Source organism: Pseudomonas mohnii (genome assembly GCF_900105115.1).
Classification (GTDB): Bacteria; Pseudomonadota; Gammaproteobacteria; order Pseudomonadales; family Pseudomonadaceae; genus Aquipseudomonas; species Aquipseudomonas mohnii.
Map to the genome: position 1 here is coordinate 3,739,673 of NZ_FNRV01000001.1, position 16,998 is coordinate 3,756,670.

General features: G+C 60.2%; 16 protein-coding genes and 1 riboswitch. Of the genes, 6 read left to right on the top strand and 10 right to left on the bottom strand.

Translation table 11 applies throughout. The features are described from left to right. Positions 1-28: 28 nt before the first annotated feature. The 3 genes from BLV61_RS17330 to ahcY all read right to left on the bottom strand — a co-directional run bounded on the left by BLV61_RS17330 (position 29) and on the right by ahcY (position 3,477). Positions 29-844, bottom strand: coding sequence for a substrate-binding periplasmic protein (locus BLV61_RS17330; protein ID WP_047534442.1), 816 nt, complete (start codon positions 842-844; stop codon positions 29-31). Positions 845-1,037: 193 nt separating this feature from the next. Then, entirely contained in the window at positions 1,038-1,883 is an 846-nt protein-coding gene (gene metF / locus BLV61_RS17335; RefSeq protein ID WP_047534440.1) for a methylenetetrahydrofolate reductase [NAD(P)H], read from the bottom strand. Between the two features lie 184 nt (positions 1,884-2,067). After that, positions 2,068-3,477, bottom strand: coding sequence for an adenosylhomocysteinase (ahcY, locus tag BLV61_RS17340; RefSeq protein ID WP_090466619.1), 1,410 nt, complete (start codon positions 3,475-3,477; stop codon positions 2,068-2,070). Positions 3,478-3,500: 23 nt separating this feature from the next. Then, positions 3,501-3,603: riboswitch (S-adenosyl-L-homocysteine riboswitch) on the bottom strand. Positions 3,604-3,801: 198 nt separating this feature from the next. Here ahcY and BLV61_RS17345 point away from each other — a divergent pair. Further along, on the top strand, positions 3,802-4,209 hold the full coding sequence (locus tag BLV61_RS17345) for an acyl-CoA thioesterase (protein ID WP_003229043.1): 408 nt from the start codon (positions 3,802-3,804) through the stop codon (positions 4,207-4,209). Between the two features lie 171 nt (positions 4,210-4,380). Further along, entirely contained in the window at positions 4,381-5,268 is an 888-nt protein-coding gene (locus tag BLV61_RS17350; protein ID WP_090466621.1) for a formate/nitrite transporter family protein, read from the top strand. 21 nt (positions 5,269-5,289) lie between these two features. Here BLV61_RS17350 and BLV61_RS17355 read toward each other — a convergent pair whose 3' ends face one another. Continuing rightward, entirely contained in the window at positions 5,290-6,459 is a 1,170-nt protein-coding gene (locus BLV61_RS17355) for an MFS transporter (RefSeq protein ID WP_090466626.1), read from the bottom strand. Positions 6,460-6,788: 329 nt separating this feature from the next. Here BLV61_RS17355 and BLV61_RS17360 point away from each other — a divergent pair, with 329 nt between their 5' ends. Further along, complete coding sequence (locus BLV61_RS17360) at positions 6,789-7,622, top strand: EamA family transporter (RefSeq protein WP_090466628.1); 834 nt, start codon at positions 6,789-6,791, stop codon at positions 7,620-7,622. Between the two features lie 51 nt (positions 7,623-7,673). Next, complete coding sequence (locus BLV61_RS17365) at positions 7,674-8,057, top strand: MAPEG family protein (protein ID WP_047534427.1); 384 nt, start codon at positions 7,674-7,676, stop codon at positions 8,055-8,057. A gap of 113 nt (positions 8,058-8,170) precedes the next feature. Here the strand turns inward: BLV61_RS17365 and mltA are convergent, their stop codons facing one another. Then, positions 8,171-9,355, bottom strand: coding sequence for a murein transglycosylase A (mltA, locus tag BLV61_RS17370; protein WP_090466630.1), 1,185 nt, complete (start codon positions 9,353-9,355; stop codon positions 8,171-8,173). A 129-nt stretch (positions 9,356-9,484) separates the two neighbouring features. On the opposite strand from mltA, the gene BLV61_RS17375 reads away from it, so the two are divergent. Continuing rightward, positions 9,485-9,934, top strand: coding sequence for a c-type cytochrome (locus BLV61_RS17375; RefSeq protein ID WP_047534422.1), 450 nt, complete (start codon positions 9,485-9,487; stop codon positions 9,932-9,934). An 86-nt stretch (positions 9,935-10,020) separates the two neighbouring features. Here the strand turns inward: BLV61_RS17375 and BLV61_RS17380 are convergent, their stop codons facing one another. The 5 genes from BLV61_RS17380 to BLV61_RS30955 all read right to left on the bottom strand — a co-directional run bounded on the left by BLV61_RS17380 (position 10,021) and on the right by BLV61_RS30955 (position 14,902). Next, entirely contained in the window at positions 10,021-10,416 is a 396-nt protein-coding gene (locus tag BLV61_RS17380; protein WP_090466632.1) for a DUF1090 domain-containing protein, read from the bottom strand. Positions 10,417-10,515: 99 nt separating this feature from the next. Then, positions 10,516-12,195, bottom strand: coding sequence for an NAD-dependent DNA ligase LigB (gene ligB / locus BLV61_RS17385; protein ID WP_090466634.1), 1,680 nt, complete (start codon positions 12,193-12,195; stop codon positions 10,516-10,518). Positions 12,196-12,462: 267 nt separating this feature from the next. After that, the gene (metK, locus tag BLV61_RS17390; protein ID WP_047534415.1) at positions 12,463-13,653 is read right to left on the bottom strand and encodes a methionine adenosyltransferase; all 1,191 of its coding nucleotides are present in this window, start codon (positions 13,651-13,653) and stop codon (positions 12,463-12,465) included. 19 nt (positions 13,654-13,672) lie between these two features. After that, the gene (locus BLV61_RS17395) at positions 13,673-14,668 is read right to left on the bottom strand and encodes an ArsR/SmtB family transcription factor (protein WP_090466636.1); all 996 of its coding nucleotides are present in this window, start codon (positions 14,666-14,668) and stop codon (positions 13,673-13,675) included. 12 nt (positions 14,669-14,680) lie between these two features. After that, positions 14,681-14,902 carry a hypothetical protein gene (locus BLV61_RS30955; protein ID WP_139213636.1) on the bottom strand — a complete coding sequence of 74 codons (222 nt, stop codon included), beginning with the start codon at positions 14,900-14,902 and terminating at the stop codon, positions 14,681-14,683. 39 nt (positions 14,903-14,941) lie between these two features. Between BLV61_RS30955 and tkt the strand changes: the two genes are divergently transcribed. After that, positions 14,942-16,939 carry a transketolase gene (gene tkt / locus BLV61_RS17400; protein ID WP_047534409.1) on the top strand — a complete coding sequence of 666 codons (1,998 nt, stop codon included), beginning with the start codon at positions 14,942-14,944 and terminating at the stop codon, positions 16,937-16,939. The last annotated feature ends 59 nt before the right edge of the window (positions 16,940-16,998 follow it).

A 16,998-nucleotide genomic window follows, 5' to 3' on the forward strand; every position in this document is an offset into this window, starting at 1 on the left:
GCGGGAAGGCCGGAGTATAACAGAGCAATCACTGCGCGCCGCTTTCCTGCTGCTCAACGGTTTTTGCCGTAGTGGCGGTGGGGCCCGGCGGGTTCACCACGGTGGCCGGGTCGGCACCGTATCGGGCGCTTAGCTCTGCGTAGGCCGGCTCACGCTTGAAGCGCTTGAGTTCAGCGCCGAAGCGTTGCACCAGCAAGTCCATGCCGGCATTGCGTCGCACCGCCAGGAATTGGCTCTGCTGGCTGATGACGGTCGGGTTTTCGGTGATTTGGTCGCGGATGTGCAGTTCGTCTAGCAGGTGCTGGCCGACCCGGCGATCGGTGATCAGCAGGTCGATGCGCCCGCGCACCAGTTTGCCGAAGTTGGCTTCATGACTCGGCGCCGGTTCACGGGTGAACAGTGTCGATTCCCTGAAGTCCTGGCTGTACAGGTAGCCCGGTGAGGTGCCGATGGTCAGGCCGCGCAGTTCGTCGAGCGTGCGAAAGGGGTGCGGTCGTTCGTTGGCGTAGAACATCACGAACTGCACTTCGGAGAGCGGTTCGCTGGGGTAGAGCAGGGTCGCGTCGCGTTCATCGCTGTGGAAAATGTCCAGCGCGCCATCGGCCTGGCCGGTTTCAAGCATCGACAGGCAGCGTTTCCACGGCAGGAATTGCCACTCGACTTCGATACCCAGGCGCTTGAAGACGATTGCCGTGGTTTCGTAGTCCAGCCCCAGGGATTTACCATTCTCCTCATATACGTAAGGAGCCCAGGGTTCCGTGACAATGCGCAATTTCTCGCCCCGGGCGGCAAAGCTCAGGCAAGTGAAAACAAGCACGGCGAATAACTGTGTGATCAAAGGCATAGGTTTGAGATTACGACGAGAAACGGGAAAGAGCCAGAAACTGGATCCAGAAGCTCTATCTCCATGTGTTGCGCATCAACAAATGTGCTGTGAAAAGCAAAAAATCGCCGCCTGCGAAGGTGCCTGCAGAAACGTCGGTTTCCATGCAGGCGCCTTTGCGGGCGGCGATCTTTTGGTCTTGCTTTGATCGCTTTTAGCGCGGCAACTTCAGATTGTTCCACACCGCCAGGCTCGCTTCGGCCTGATTCAGTGTGTAGAAGTGCAGCCCTGGCGCACCACCTTGCAGCAGGCGTTCGCACATCTCGGTGATGACTTGTTCACCAAAGCGTTGAATGCTCTGGGTGTCATCGCCGTAGGCTTCCAGTTGCTTGCGGATCCAGCGCGGAATTTCCGCACCGCAGGCGTCGGAGAAGCGTGCGAGTTTGCTGTAGTTGGTGATCGGCATGATCCCCGGCACGATCGGGATGTTCACGCCCAGTGCCCGTACACGCTCGACAAAATAGAAGTAGCTGTCGGCATTGAAGAAGTACTGGGTGATTGCGCTGTCGGCGCCGGCTTTGGCCTTGCGGACGAAGTTGGCGATATCGTCTTCGAAATTGCGCGCTTGCGGGTGCATCTCCGGGTAAGCGGCCACTTCAATGTGGAAATGATCACCGGTCTCTTCACGAATGAATTCAACCAGGTCATTGGCATGGCGCAATTCGCCGCTGGCCATGCCCATGCCCGAAGGCAGGTCACCACGCAGGGCAACGATACGCTTGATGCCGGCAGCCTTGTACTGGCTCAACAGGCCGCGCAAGTCATCCTTGCTGTCGCCCACGCAAGACAGGTGCGGCGCGGCAGGTACTTTGACTTCGCTTTCGAGCTGCAACACGGTGTTGAGGGTGCGATCACGGGTCGAACCGCCAGCGCCGTAGGTGCAGGAGAAGAAATCGGGGTTATAGGTTGCCAACTGGCGGGCAGTGGCGAGCAGCTTTTCATGCCCAGCGTCGGTCTTCGTAGGGAAGAACTCGAAGCTGTAGCGACGGTCTTGGGACATGGAGGGGCCTCCAGCTGCAAGCTGCAAGTTGCAAGCTACAAGAGGGCGTAGCGCCGACTCTCGTCGTTGAAACCCGCAACTAACGGCTGCGTAATAGCGATGAAGAAGCGAGCAACAAGCCTCAAACCTCAAGTAAACGAACCGCTTTTACTTGCCGCTTGAAGCTTGCCACTTGCAGCTGCTGTCAGTAGCGATAAGCGTGTGGCTTGAACGGACCTTCGACGGTCACGCCGATGTAGTCGGCCTGGGTCTTGGTCAGTTGAGTCACCACGCCGCCGAAGCCACGGACCATTTCCAGGGCCACTTCTTCGTCGAGTTTCTTCGGCAGTACTTCAACGGTCAGGCGCTCGGCTTTCTGGGCTGGCGACAGGTCGGCGTACTTTTGACCGAACAGGAAGATCTGAGCCAGAACCTGGTTGGCGAACGAACCGTCCATGATGCGGCTTGGGTGGCCGGTGGCGTTGCCCAGGTTAACCAGGCGGCCTTCGGCCAGCAGGATCAGGTAGTCATCGTTCTGCGGATCGAAGCTGCCGGCACCGGTACGGTGGATCTTGTGAACCTGTGGCTTCACTTCTTCCCATGCCCAGTTCTTGCGCATGAAAGCAGTGTCGATTTCATTGTCGAAGTGGCCGATGTTGCAGACAACAGCGCGCTTCTTCAGGGCTCTGAGCATGTTCGAGTCGCAAACATTAACGTTGCCGGTGGTGGTCACGATCAGGTCGATCTTGCCCAGCAGTGCCTTGTCGATGCTGGCTTCGGTGCCGTTGTTGATCCCGTCGATGAACGGCGAAACCACTTCGAAACCGTCCATGCAGGCTTGCATGGCGCAGATCGGGTCGACTTCGGACACTTTAACGATCATGCCTTCCTGACGCAGGGACTGAGCCGAGCCCTTGCCCACGTCACCGTAACCGATGACCAGCGCTTGCTTGCCGGACAGCAGGTGGTCGGTACCGCGCTTGATCGCATCGTTCAGGCTGTGACGGCAGCCGTACTTGTTGTCGTTCTTGCTCTTGGTGACCGAGTCGTTGACGTTGATGGCCGGGATTTTCAGCTCGCCCTTGGCCAGCATGTCCAGCAGGCGGTGTACGCCGGTGGTGGTTTCTTCGGTCACGCCGTGGACGCGATCCAGAACCTGCGGGTATTTCTTGTGCAGCAGCTCGGTCAGGTCGCCGCCGTCGTCGAGGATCATGTTGGCATCCCAAGGCGCGCCATCCTTGAGGATGGTTTGCTCCAGGCACCACTCGTACTCTTCTTCGGTTTCGCCTTTCCAGGCGAAAACCGGAATGCCGGCAGCGGCGATGGACGCAGCGGCCTGGTCTTGAGTCGAGAAAATGTTGCAGGACGACCAGCGTACTTCGGCACCCAGGGCAACCAGGGTTTCGATCAGCACGGCAGTCTGAATGGTCATGTGGATGCAGCCGAGGATCTTCGCGCCCTTGAGCGGTTGCTCTTCGGAGTACTTGCGGCGCAGACCCATCAGGGCTGGCATTTCGGATTCGGCGATGATGGTTTCGCGACGGCCCCAGGCTGCCAGGGACATGTCGGCCACTTTGTAATCGGTAAAATCTGCAGGCGTGATAACAGCGCTCATGAAGAGCCTCCATTCGTAATGTATGCGAATGGGCGCCGTTGTGCGTTTAGTGTCTGGCCGATGACAGCCAAGCAACGCCCCATCCGAGCCTGACAGGTTGAACCTGCTGCAGCGCCCCTCGGACAGGTGGCGGGAAAACGGTACCAGGTTGAGGTTACCGTTTTGAAACGGGGGCGATTATAGCGGGCTATGCTGATCTTCCAAAGTCTTTCTGTTGGTCAATGTCCGAACGGTAATCGAGACCATAGTCGATGGTTAATAGAGCTCTAGCCCGGGGTCTGCCAAGATAGCGGCCATCATTCGGCAAGACGCTCAGGAGTGAATATGAATTTCCACACCCGCAAATGGGTTAAACCAGAAGACCTCAACCCCAATGGCACCCTGTTCGGCGGTAGCCTGTTGCGCTGGATCGACGAAGAGGCGGCGATTTACGCCATCGTCCAGTTGGGTAACCAGCGCGTCGTCACCAAGTACATTTCGGAAATCAACTTCGTCAGCGCCTCGCGGCAGGGCGACATCATTGAGCTGGGCATCACGGCCACCGAATTCGGTCGCACCTCGATTACCCTGACCTGTGAAGTGCGCAACAAGATCACCCGCAAAAGCATCCTCACCGTTGAAAAAATGGTGTTTGTGAACCTCGGTGAAGACGGTCTGCCGGCGCCCCACGGCCGCACCGAGATCAAGTACGTCAAAGACCAGTTCAAGGAAGATGAATTGGTTACGAAGTGACATCGGCGTTGGCTTCATCGCGAGCAGGCTCGCTCCCACAAGGCGCGCGTTGCACCTTTGGGAGCGAGCTTGCTCGCGAAAGCGGTTGTGCCGTCACCGAAGATTTACCCGCCTACTGAACAGCCGTGAGCCACGGGGGTCGTAGCTAAAAGCCCCCACGGTGACCACGTCATGATCACGCCAACAGACGGCAAGACCCCCGACCTCTCGACGAAAGAACAGCACGAAGTCGAAAAAAGCCAGCCACCGCGCGCGGCGGTGCTGCACGAAATCATCCGCACCCAGGGCGATCAGGAGCTTGAGCGCAGCATCGCCGCGCTGTGGTGGTCGGCGCTGGCCGCCGGCCTGACCATGGGCCTTTCCCTGATGGGCATGGGCTTGCTCAATTCCCGGCTGCCCGAGGGTGAAGGCTTCAAGGTGATTGCCAGTTTCGGTTACTGCGCGGGTTTTCTCGCGGTGATCCTCGCCCGTCAGCAATTGTTCACGGAAAACACCCTGACCGCCGTATTGCCGATCATGAGCAAGCCCACGCTGGCCAACTTCGGTCGCTTGTTCAGGCTGTGGACGGTGGTGCTGGTCGGCAATCTGTGCGGCACCTTGCTGGTGGCCTACGTCATGCTGAAACTGCCGATCTTCGACAGCAAAACCGATTTGGCCTTTCTCGACATCGGGCGCAAGGTCATGGAGAACGATGCCGGCCAGATGTTCGCGAAGGGCATCGTCTCCGGCTGGATGATCGCCACCATGGTCTGGATGATTCCATCCATGGAGAGCGCCAAGATGTGGATCATCATCCTCATCACCTACCTCATGGCACTGGGGGATTTCACCCACATCGTGGTCGGTTCGGCCGAGGTTTCCTACCTGGTGTTCGCCGGCGAGCTGCCGTGGAAGGATTTCTGGCTGGTGTTCGCCGGGCCGACGCTGGCGGGGAATATCATCGGTGGCAGCTTCATCTTCGCGCTGATCAGTCATGCGCAAATTCGTAGCGAAGGCGATGCACCAAAGGAAGCCGCGGACCAAGACCGGGAGTCCGATCCGCAGAAGCTCGAAAAGTGATCAGGCCACCAAGGCCAAGGCTCAGCCGGGCACATTGACCACGGCGGCATTGCGCCGTTGCAGATAGATGAAATACAGCGCTGTCAGTACGGTCAAGCCGCTGACCAGCGCGCCCGTCCAGGGCAGGTCGGCCAGGTCGGCACCGCTGGCCACCACCAGGCCGCCGATCCAGGCGCCCGCTGCGTTGCCGAGATTGAATGCGCTCTGATTCAGGGTCGAGCCCAGGTTTGGTGCCTCATGGGCCTGGTCGATGATCAGCAATTGCAGGATCGGGCACAGGGCAAAGGCAAAGATCCCCCACAGCACCAGCGTGATGGCGGCCGGGATCACCGAGTGGCTGGTCTGGCTGAATGCAGCCAATACCACCACCACGGCCAGCGCCATGCCGACCAGTGACGGCAGCAGGCGGCTGTCGGCCAGGCGCCCGCCGAGCATGCTACCGGCGGTCAATCCTACGCCGAACAACAGCAGCATGATGGTCACGCCGTGGGGGCTGACGCCGGTGATGTCCTGCAGGATCGGCGCAATGTAGGTGAACACGCTGAACAGACTGGTCGATGCCAACACGCTCATGCCCAGCGCCAGCAGCACGTTGGTTTTGCCCAATACCTTGAATTCGCTGGCCAGGTTGGCTTTGTCCATGGCGATGTTCTTTGGCAGCCACACCCACTGAGCAATCGCGGCGATCACGCCGATCACCGACACCGCCCAGAAGGTCGATCGCCAGCCGGCATATTGACCGAGCGCCGTGCCCAGTGGCACGCCGAGCACGTTGGCCAGGGTCAGGCCGGTGAACATCATGGCAATCGCCTGGGCCCGTTTGTTCGGCGCCACCAGTCCGGCGGCCACCACTGAGCCGATGCCGAAGAATGCACCGTGACAAAGCGCCGTAATCACTCGCGCGGCCATCAGCGTGGCGTAGTTCGGCGCCAACGCGCAAAGCATGTTGCCCAGAATGAACATCAGCGTCATGCCCAGCAACGTGGCCTTGCGCGGCATGTTCGCCGTGCCGACGGCGAGGATTGGCGCACCGAACACTACGCCCAGTGCATAGCCGGTGATCAGCAATCCGGCATGAGGAATGCTCACGGCCAGATCGCGGGCGACGTCGGGCAACAGGCCCATGATGACGAATTCGGTGGTGCCGATGCCGAACGCGGCAACAGCGAGGGCAAGCAAAGCGAGTGGCATGCGCAAGGTCTCTGTCGGTAGTCTTGACGCTGTGATCAGGCATACGCGTGCCAACGTCCGTTCTCGACGAGAGCGGGCAGGGGCAGATTTTATTGGAATTGGTCTGTGCGCAACTGAGTGCGGCGTGGTCGCTTGCAGTATAAACAGCCGCTGATATATGGCGAATCAATTATCTGCCCCGAATACTGTAGGAGCGAGCCTGTCGAATCGTCGCACCGTCGCGATGGACGTGAACGAAGACGCGTAGTCACTGGCTGGCTGCGTTGCCTTCACGCTTTTCGCGAGCAGGCTCGCTCCTACAGGTTAGGGTTCAACAAAAGGAGTGTGCCGTGCTTGCAACAGCACTGGTGTTGGTAGCGGCGCTGTTGCACGCGGCGTGGAATACCCTGATCAAATTCAGCGCCGAACGGCTGCTGGTGGTGGCCTGCATGGACAGCGTGGCGTTGCTCTTTGTCGCCATCATGCTGCCATTCGTGGCGTTACCGCCGCTGGACATCTGGCCGTGGATCCTGGCATCGGCGGCGTTCGAGTTGCTCTATCGCTACTTGCTGATCCAGGCCTATCGGGTCGGCGACCTGGGGTTGGTCTATCCCCTGATGCGAGGCTTGTCGCCGCTGGTGGTGCTGGCGCTGACCCTGATCTTTGCCGGCGAGTCGCTGACGGATCAGCAGATTTTCGGGATTCTGTTGATCCCGCTCGGCATGTTGTGCCTGCTTTGGCAGGGCGGCGGCGGTGCGCGTTTGCCGTGGTCGATGTTGCCGGTGGTGGCGCTGATTGGCTTGTGCATCGGTTGCTACACCTACATTGACGGCCAGGCGCTGCGGCGCTGGTCGCATCCGCTGGATTACCTGGTCTGGGTGACGTTGCTCAGTGCCTGGCCATTTCCGTTGCTGGCCTGGGTGAGCAAGCGGCCGGCGTTCAAGCTGTTTTGGCGTGAGCAGTGGCGATTGGGACTGGCGGTCGGGTTCTGCGTATTGTTCAGCTACGCTCTGGTGCTGTGGGCCATGCAGTTGGGCTCTATTGCCGAAGCGGCGGCGTTGCGCGAGATCAGTGTGATTCTGGTGGTGCTGTTCGGCATGCGCTATCTGAAAGAACCTTTCGGCAGACCTCGGCTCTTAGCTTGTGGGCTGGTGTTTGTTGGCATGCTGGTCATGAAGTTCTGACCGGCCCCCGAGGGAGCCCGATTGTCTATAACGTGAAGAAAGGACTGCTTTATGACGGTTGCTCTATGGTGCATTTTGATTGCGATTTTCCTGCCCTATCTGTGCACGGGTATCGCCAAGGCCAGTGGCAGGTTCAACCTGAAAGACAACCATGACCCCCGGGACTTTCTCGAGTCGCTCAATGGTTTTGGTCGTCGCGCGCACGCCGCGCAATTGAACAGTTTCGAAGTGACCCCGGCGTTTGTGGCAGCCGTGATCGTGGCGCACCTGGTCGGCAATGCCGAACTGGTGACGATCAATGTGCTGTCGGTGTTGTTCATCACCAGTCGGCTGCTTTACATCATTTGCTATCTGGCGGACTGGGCGATCTTGCGGTCGCTGGTCTGGCTGGTGGGAATGGGCCTGATTGTGTCGTTTTTTGTTGTATCTGTTTGAATCTCCACGGCCGATAACTGCCGCTTCGCGAGCAGGCTCGCTCCCACAGGGGTATGCATTCCAATGTGGGAGTGAGCCTGCTCGCGAAAGCTATCCAGCGGCCAGCGCTGGTCTCAGGGTTTAGTCGTTTCCGCGTCGGCCACCTGCGGTACCTGGGGCAATGCCGCCCCTTTGGGCCACAGCATCCAGATCTGCCCCTGCTGCTTCATGTCCCCGGCCAATTGCCCGGCTGCGTCGCCCGTGCCCCAGAACAAATCCGCACGCACTTCGCCGGCAATCGCGCCGCCGGTGTCCTGTGCCGCCACGGGGCGTACCAGCGCCGTGCCGTCCGGTTTGGTGGTGGACAACCACAGCAGGCTGCCCAGCGGTATCACTTTGCGATCCACCGCCGCGCTGTAGCCCGCCGTCAGCGGAACGTTCAGCGAGCCGCGAGGCCCTTCGTTGCTGTCGGGGTTACGGGTGAAAAACACGTAGCTGGGGTTGCTGCCGAGCAGTTCCGGAATGCGCGTCGGATTCGCCTTGGCCCAAGTACTGATCGCACCCATGGTCACGTCTTCTTTCTTCAGCTCGCCTTGCTCGACCAGCCAGCGACCGATTGGCCGATACGGGTGGCCGTTCTGATCGGCATAGGCGATGCGCAACTGACGGCCACTGTCGAGCTGGATGCGACCCGATCCCTGGATTTGCAGGAATTGCAGGTTCATCGGGTCGGTCAGCCAGGCCACCACCGGCGCCTTGACGCCCTTGCTCTCGATGGTGGCTGCATCGTCATAGGGTTTGAGCACGCGACCTTCGAGCCGGCCCCGCAGGCGTTTGCCTTTGAGTTCCGGATAGAGGCTGTCCAGAGAGACGATGATCATGTCTTCAGGCACGCCATACACCGGGATGTTCGCCGTTGCGGTCTGGGTCAGGCTGCCGGGGTACACCGGTTCGTAGTAGCCGGTGATCAGGCCGTTGGGATTATTGTTGGCGGCGCGCAGGCCGTAGACATCAAGGTTCTGCTTGAGAAAACCACGAATCTCGTTGGCGGTCTGCGGGACGTTGGCCGCCGCTGTGCAGGTCGTGCCCCAGACCGGGTCAGCCTTGAGTCGGTTGCAAGCGCTGCGCCACGAGCCGAAACCGGCGACAAGGTCGTTATCCGACACTGCCGGCAGCGCTTCCCACGTGGCACTGGAGTAAGTGGCCAAGGCGTGGGTTTTCGGTTTGTTGTTGTCACCACCGGTGCAGCCTGCGAGCAGGGCCACCATCGGCAGGGTCCAGGCCAGGCTGTGACGCCACGCCTTGAAACGGCTGTTCATGGAGTAATTTCCTTTGCCGGTTGCCTGAGTGCTCCATGCGCTCATGCAACCCTTATTGATAATAGGGCTATTGGTGTTTGCTGTTGACGCGAGGATACTGGCCGCCGTTTCCAGTGACTTGAAGCCACCATGACTCTTAAAAGACTTTCTGTTGTATTGCTGGCCTGCCTGACGTTGACCGCTTGCGGCGGTGTCGATCCCAACTCGCCGCTCGGTCAGCGCAAGGCTATTTTCAAGCAGATGCTCAAGACCGGCGAAGACCTGGGCGGCATGTTGCGTGGCCGGATTCCGTTCGATGGCCAGAAATTCGCTGACGGTGCGGTGAAGCTCGACGCGTTGTCCCATGAGCCGTGGAAGCATTTTCCTCAAGTGCGCGAAGAAGATCACACCAGCGCCAAAAGCGATGTCTGGGAGCAGCAGGCACGCTTTCAGGCCATGGCCCGCGACCTTGAAACGGCGACCGGTGAACTGGTGATCGCCAGTCAGGTTCAGCCTTACAAGGCCGGCAACCTGGGGCCGGCGGTGCAGAAGGTCGAAGACGCCTGTAGCGCGTGTCATAAAGCGTTTCGGGATCATTGATCGGCGTTACCCGGGCTGACGTCTTCGCGAGCAGGCTCGCGAAGGCCGATTTGGCAACACCAGAGATTCTTGATCGTTATCCGTTCTTACTTATCCAGCTCATCCAGTGCGTCCTGCAATTCCTTTCGGGACTCGGCGAGTTTGTCCTTGCGCTTGTTGATCTTGTCGGCATCGCCTTTCTTCATGGCCTTGTCGAGGTCGGCCTGACGCTTGCTGACTTCATGCTTGGCGTCGAGGACCCTGTTTTCCCGTTCCTTTTTCAATGAGGCATCGGTGCAATGTTCGGTGACTTCGCTCAAGGCTTTTTCCAGGCCGGCCTGCTGGTCCGCATTGCCGTGGGATTTGGCCAGTTCGATCTGATTGATGATGCCTTGCTTCTTGGCGGCGCAACCGGTCAGCTCCGGTGCCTCTTCGGCGGCCATCAGCGGGGCGGCCAACACGCTGCAGAGGGTCAACAGGGCGAGCGGTGAAAGAAATTTCATAAAAGCTCCAGGTGAAAAGGCAATCGGGTCGACGCAGCGATGGCTTGTTTGAGCTCATCGGTACCACAGGGTTCCCGCGCGGGCAGGCATTCTGGATCGTTAAAACCCGTCGATCCCCACCCCACGTAAAGTTTCACTCAAGGCCAGCACCTGCGGGTCGCGGAAAAATGCGCTCAATTGCGCCGCGCGTCCGGGGCCGATCCCGGCCTCGGCCTGCCATTGCTCGGTGTCTCGTTGAGCCAGTTCCTGCCATGAATCGGCAAGGTTTGCCTGGCCTGTCGGCGGCAAGCCCAGTGCTTTCAGCCAGCGTACAAAAGGACGCTGCCGGGCACTGTTGAAACTTTCCGCGAGTCGAGTGGCACTGCGCTCGCCGAAACCGTCAATGTTAGCAAGCTCTTGAGCATCGAGGGTCAACCAATCCAACAGGTTGTTCAGACGGCCTGTTGCAAGCAGTCTTTCCCAGGTGCCGGGGCCGACTTGGGGCAAGGCCAGGCCCTGCTTGCCACTGAGCCAGGACAGGCGCGCGAGAAACTGACTTTCGCAGCCCGGCGTCGGTTGCCAGCAACTGAGCGGATGAAAGTCTTCTGGCGCTGGCACCCTCAATTCCGGGCGCACGGTGCTGCGCAACACAACGCCATCCAGCCTTGGAATAGTCAGGCCCGCCAGGCTGATCGCAACCTGGTCGCCCGGGCGAATATCCAGGCTTTGCCAGCGTTGCAGGGAGCCCACGCTGACGCGTTTGATTTGCCGGTCATCGAGTGTCACCGGTGTCAGTTCCAGCAGGGGAGTGATGCGCCCGGTCCGGCCAATCTTGAAGTGAACCTTGCGCACTTCAGCCAGCGCCTGGGCGAAGGGGTATTTCCAGGCGGCGATCCAATACGGCGGTTTGGCCTGCCAGCGTTCTGCGGGCGGGCGCTGCTCCTGACGCAGGACGATGCCATCACTGGCAAAGGGCAGGGGCGAGCGATGCCAGTGATCACGCCAGCGTTCGACGTCGGCAAAACCACCAATCGGCTGGCTGTAGGCGGTGGTATCCGGGAAACCCAGCGCATTCAGGGCCGCATGGCGGGCGAGCAATGTCGCGGGCCCCTGTGGCCAGTCCCAGACAAACAGGCCGATACCCGCCGCCTGTCCGGCATCCAGCACCTTGCGGGCCATCAGGCCGGCCACCGTGGTGCGGGCGTTGAGGCTACCGGCTTGAGCTTGTACGTGGTCGGTCAGGCCCCAGTAGAGTTCGCCTTGCACCAGCAAATCCCGTGGTTGCGACAGTTGTCCGGGAATGGCCGGGATCTGGCGCGCTGCGTTCGTCCAGTCCTGTCCGCTTACGCCGTCGCCGCGACTGATGGCCTGTACCAGCAGGCCGTTGCGATACACCAGGGAGATCGCCACGCCGTCGACTTTGGGTTGAACCCAAACATCGGAGCGGCCGCGCAGCCAATGCTCGACGGCGCGGGCGTCGCGCAGTTTTTCCAGGCCAGTGTGGACGACGGGGTGGGGAGCCGTGCCCCGCGCGGTGCGCAGTGGTTCTGTGGATGAACCGAGCTTGAAGCAGTGGCGCCATTCGGTGAGGCGTGCCAGGGACTGGTCATACAACTCATCGGCGACCAGCGAGCGACCCTGGCGGTGATAGTGATCGTCCCAGCGATCGATTTGCTTTTGCAGGGCGGTGACTTCGATCAAGGCCCGTTCAGCAGGCCAGTCGGGGCATTGCTCTGCATGGGCGCTCAGGCAGGAGAAAATGAGCAGGCAGGTGAAAGACAGGCGCAGGTTGCGGAACATCGTGAGCGTCCTTGCTCATGGGGGTGTTTGAACGCTAGGTCATTAATGGTGGGTGCGAGGAGCGGGAGTTTTTCCGGGTATTTCTGCTGGCAGTGCCGGCCTCTTCGCGGGCAAGCCCGCTCCCACAGGGTTCGATGGTGTACGCAGAATATGCCCCCGATCCTTGTGGGAGCGAGCTTGCTCGCGAAGGCGGCAATACGGTGAGAACGCATAAAAAAGCCCCGCACGGCGAACCGTGCAGGGCTTTTGGGTACCGCGGGGGAAGGCTTACAGGCCGGCAGCAGAACGCAGTGCGTCGGCGCGGTCGGTTTTTTCCCAGGTGAATGTGGTGAAGGTGTCGTCGCCCACAGTCTTGGTCGTCGGGGTACGACCGAAGTGGCCGTAAGCAGCGGTTTCCTGGTACATCGGGTGCAGCAGGTCGAGCATCTTGGTGATGGCGTATGGGCGCAGGTCGAAGACTTCGCGGACCAGTTTGACGATTTTTTCGTCGCTGATCTTGCCGGTGCCGAAGGTGTTCAACGAGATCGAAGTCGGCTGAGCGACGCCGATGGCGTAGGAAACCTGGATCTCGCAGCGCTCGGCCAGGCCGGCAGCGACGATATTCTTGGCGACATAACGGCCGGCGTAGGCTGCCGAACGGTCAACCTTCGATGGATCCTTGCCGGAGAACGCGCCACCGCCGTGACGGGCCATGCCGCCGTAGCTGTCAACGATGATCTTGCGACCGGTCAGGCCGCAGTCGCCCACCGGGCCACCGATGATGAACTGGCCAGTCGGGTTGATGTGGAACTGGGTGTCCTTGGACAGCAGTTCGGCAGGCAGCACGTGCTTGACGATCAGCTCCATCACGCCTTCGCGCAGGTCGTTGTAAGACACTTCCGGGTTGTGCTGGGTCGACAGAACAACGGCGTCGATGCCGACCACCTTGCCGTTTTCGTAACGGCAGGTCACTTGCGACTTGGCGTCCGGACGCAGCCAAGGCAGCAGGCCGGATTTACGGGCTTCAGCCTGACGCTGCACGAGTTGGTGCGAGAAGGTGATCGGTGCAGGCATCAGCACGTCGGTTTCGTTGCTGGCGTAGCCGAACATCAGGCCCTGGTCGCCGGCGCCTTGATCTTCAGGCTTGGCACGGTCAACGCCCTGGTTGATGTCAGGGGACTGCTTGCCGATGATGTTCATCACGCCGCAGGTCGCGCCGTCGAAGCCGACGTTGGAGCTGGTGTAGCCGATGTCGATGATCACGTCACGGACGATCTGCTCCAGGTCAACCCAGGCCGAAGTGGTGACTTCGCCGGCGATGATCGCCACGCCCGTTTTCACCAGAGTCTCGCACGCCACACGGGCGAACTTGTCTTCAGCAATGATGGCGTCCAGCACCGCATCAGAAATCTGGTCGGCGATTTTGTCCGGATGCCCTTCAGACACGGACTCGGAGGTGAAAAGGGAGTATTCGCTCATCTCGATGTTTTCCTGATATTTACCGATGGTGAGTGTTGCCAGCCGGTCGCTGAAAATGGCGGACCTGGATCTGGAAACCATTACGTAAGCCTACATAGAGGCTTTCCCCGGGAACGAGTCCCGCAGCGGTGGCCCAACGGGCCAGATCGTCCTGTTCAAACCCCAACCAGAGATCACCGCAGGCCTCCTTGGCCCAACTCTGGTTATGGCTACATAACTCTGTCACTAACAGGCTACCGCCTGGTTTCAGCAAGTCGGCCATGCGCTTGAGCGCTTCGGCCGGCGCGGCGAAATGGTGCAACACCATGTTCAATACAACGCAATTTGCCGTCAGGCTGACGCCGTTCAATGCATCGGCCAGTTGCAAGGTAACGTTAGCCAGCGTATCGCGTTCGCAAACCTGGCGGGCCAGTTCAAGCATCGCCGGGCTGTTGTCCAGCGCGGTGACCTGTGTGAAGCGGCGCGCCAGTTCCGGCAGAAACGCGCCGTCGCCGGGGCCGACTTCAATCGCCGAGGCGCCAGCGCCGAAGCTCAGTTTGTCGAGCAAGGCCACCACGCTTTCGCGGTACTGCGGCAGGCCGGCGATCAAATCTTGCTGGGCGCGAAATTTCTCCGCGACCCGTGAAAAAAAATCCTGGCTGGCCGCCGCCCGTTGCCCGTGGACCAGAGTGATCCGTGACTGCACATCGTCGGGCAAGGACAGGTTGTCCACTTCTTCGAGCAAGGCTGCGTGCAGCTTGCCACCCAGCAGTTCGGTGTGGGGCAGGGCGCGACGGTAGAAAATCGCATTGCCTTCACGGCGGGTCGCCACCAGGTCGGCCTGGGCCAAGACCTTGAGGTGATGACTCATGCCTGACTGGCCGATGCCGAAGATCTGCGCCAGTTCCAGTACGCCAAACGAGTCGTTGGCCAGGGCGCGCAATACATTCAACCGCAGAGGATCGCCGCCAGCCTTGCACAGGGCTGCCAGCTCATCGCAATCGTCATGTTGAATGGAAGGCACGCGTAAATTCATAAGGCCGGCAGTCTAGACACGCGTCGAAAACACCGCAAGGGCAATATCAAAAAGTTTTGATATTGCTCGATGGATGGCACTTCTTACGAGGTGGTTAACTCTACAAACGAACAGCGGAAAGGTTTCATCAGGCGAAAGCGTCGCAATCCATGGGAAAAACGCCTCCAGATGACTATCTGTCATTGCCCCGAGGCGTCCGTGTGAGGGAAAATGCTCGCCTTTTTTCCGTTTCATTTTTATCACTCTCGATTCAGAACCCGCAGGAGAACAGCGATGCCCAGCCGTCGTGAGCGTGCCAACGCCATTCGTGCACTCAGCATGGATGCCGTGCAAAAAGCCAACAGCGGCCATCCCGGTGCCCCTATGGGTATGGCAGATATCGCCGAAGTGCTTTGGCGCGACTACCTCAAGCACAACCCGACCAATCCATCGTTCGCCGACCGTGACCGCTTCGTGCTGTCCAACGGTCATGGTTCGATGTTGATCTATTCGCTGCTGCACCTGACCGGCTACGACCTGTCTATCGACGACCTGAAGCAGTTCCGTCAACTGCACAGCCGCACCCCGGGCCACCCGGAATTCGGTTACACCCCGGGCGTCGAGACCACCACCGGTCCACTGGGCCAGGGCCTGGCCAACGCCGTGGGTTTTGCCCTGGCTGAAAAAGTCATGGCGGCCCAGTTCAACCGTCCAGGGCACAACATCGTCGACCACCACACCTACGTGTTCCTGGGTGATGGCTGCATGATGGAAGGCATTTCCCACGAAGTCGCTTCCCTGGCCGGTACCCTGGGCCTGGGCAAACTGATTGCCTTCTACGATGACAACGGCATTTCCATCGACGGCGAAGTCGAAGGCTGGTTCACCGACGACACGCCGAAGCGTTTCGAAGCCTACAACTGGCAAGTGATCCGCAATGTCGACGGTCACGACCCGGAAGAAATCAAGACCGCGATCGAGACGGCACGCAAGAGCCCGCTGCCGACCCTGATCTGCTGCAAGACCACCATCGGCTTCGGTTCGCCGAACAAGCAAGGCAAGGAAGACTGCCACGGCGCCCCGCTGGGTGACGCGGAAATCGCCCTGACCCGTGCGGCGCTGAAGTGGAACCACGGCCCGTTCGAAATCCCGGCCGACATCTACGCCGAGTGGGACGCCAAGGAAGCCGGCCGCGCCGTCGAAGCCGAGTGGGACCAGCGTTTCGCGGCCTATTCCGTCGCTTTCCCGACTGAAGCCAACGAACTGATCCGTCGCCTCAGCGGCGAACTGCCGGCAGACTTCAGCGAAAAGGCCGATGCCTACATCGCCGAAGTGGCCGCCAAAGGCGAAACCATCGCCAGCCGCAAGGCCAGCCAGAACGCGCTGAACGCTTTCGGTCCGCTGCTGCCTGAGTTCCTCGGCGGTTCGGCTGACCTGGCCGGTTCCAACCTGACCCTGTGGAAAGGCTGCAAGGGCGTCACGGCTGACGACGCCAGCGGCAACTACATGTACTACGGTGTGCGCGAATTCGGCATGACCGCCATCATGAACGGCGTTGCCCTGCATGGCGGCCTGGTGCCTTACGGCGCGACTTTCCTGATGTTCATGGAATATGCCCGCAATGCCGTGCGCATGTCGGCCCTGATGAAGCAGCGCGTGATCCATGTCTACACCCACGACTCCATCGGTCTGGGCGAAGACGGTCCGACTCACCAGCCAATCGAGCAACTGGCCAGCCTGCGCTGCACGCCGAACCTCGACACCTGGCGTCCAGCCGATGCCGTTGAATCGGCCGTGAGCTGGAAGTATGCACTGGAGCGTAAAGACGGTCCTTCGGCCCTGATCTTCTCGCGTCAGAACCTGCAACACCAAACCCGTTCTGCCCTGCAGATCGCCGACATCAGCCGCGGTGGCTACGTGTTGAAAGATTGCGCGGGCGAGCCTGAGCTGATCCTGATCGCCACCGGTTCGGAAGTCGGCCTGGCCGTTCAGGCCTTCGACAAACTGACCGAGCAAGGCCGCAAGGTGCGTGTGGTTTCCATGCCGTGCACCAGCGTGTTCGATGCCCAGGATGCCGGTTACAAGCAGTCGGTTCTGCCATTGCAAGTCAGCGCCCGTATCGCCATCGAGGCCGCTCACGCGGACTACTGGTACAAATACGTCGGCCTGGAAGGTCGCGTGATCGGCATGACCACCTACGGCGAGTCGGCGCCTGCGCCTGCCTTGTTCGAAGAGTTCGGTTTCACCCTGGAAAACATCCTGGGTCAGGCTGAAGAGCTGCTGGAAGACTGAACACGTCGCGGTGGTTTCAAGACCACCGCGATTCCCCTGTAGGAGCGAGCCCGCTCGCG

Coding starts and splice junctions, on each gene's coding strand:
- BLV61_RS17395 (WP_090466636.1), bottom strand. CDS start 14,668: ATGAATTTACGCGTGCCTTCCATTCAACATGACGATTGCGATGAGCTG.
- tkt (WP_047534409.1), top strand. CDS start 14,942: ATGCCCAGCCGTCGTGAGCGTGCCAACGCCATTCGTGCACTCAGCATG.
- BLV61_RS17330 (WP_047534442.1), bottom strand. CDS start 844: ATGCCTTTGATCACACAGTTATTCGCCGTGCTTGTTTTCACTTGCCTG.
- BLV61_RS17365 (WP_047534427.1), top strand. CDS start 7,674: ATGACGGTTGCTCTATGGTGCATTTTGATTGCGATTTTCCTGCCCTAT.
- BLV61_RS17375 (WP_047534422.1), top strand. CDS start 9,485: ATGACTCTTAAAAGACTTTCTGTTGTATTGCTGGCCTGCCTGACGTTG.
- metK (WP_047534415.1), bottom strand. CDS start 13,653: ATGAGCGAATACTCCCTTTTCACCTCCGAGTCCGTGTCTGAAGGGCAT.
- ligB (WP_090466634.1), bottom strand. CDS start 12,195: ATGTTCCGCAACCTGCGCCTGTCTTTCACCTGCCTGCTCATTTTCTCC.
- BLV61_RS17355 (WP_090466626.1), bottom strand. CDS start 6,459: ATGCCACTCGCTTTGCTTGCCCTCGCTGTTGCCGCGTTCGGCATCGGC.
- BLV61_RS17350 (WP_090466621.1), top strand. CDS start 4,381: ATGATCACGCCAACAGACGGCAAGACCCCCGACCTCTCGACGAAAGAA.
- BLV61_RS30955 (WP_139213636.1), bottom strand. CDS start 14,902: ATGAAACGGAAAAAAGGCGAGCATTTTCCCTCACACGGACGCCTCGGG.
- ahcY (WP_090466619.1), bottom strand. CDS start 3,477: ATGAGCGCTGTTATCACGCCTGCAGATTTTACCGATTACAAAGTGGCC.
- metF (WP_047534440.1), bottom strand. CDS start 1,883: ATGTCCCAAGACCGTCGCTACAGCTTCGAGTTCTTCCCTACGAAGACC.
- mltA (WP_090466630.1), bottom strand. CDS start 9,355: ATGAACAGCCGTTTCAAGGCGTGGCGTCACAGCCTGGCCTGGACCCTG.
- BLV61_RS17380 (WP_090466632.1), bottom strand. CDS start 10,416: ATGAAATTTCTTTCACCGCTCGCCCTGTTGACCCTCTGCAGCGTGTTG.
- BLV61_RS17345 (WP_003229043.1), top strand. CDS start 3,802: ATGAATTTCCACACCCGCAAATGGGTTAAACCAGAAGACCTCAACCCC.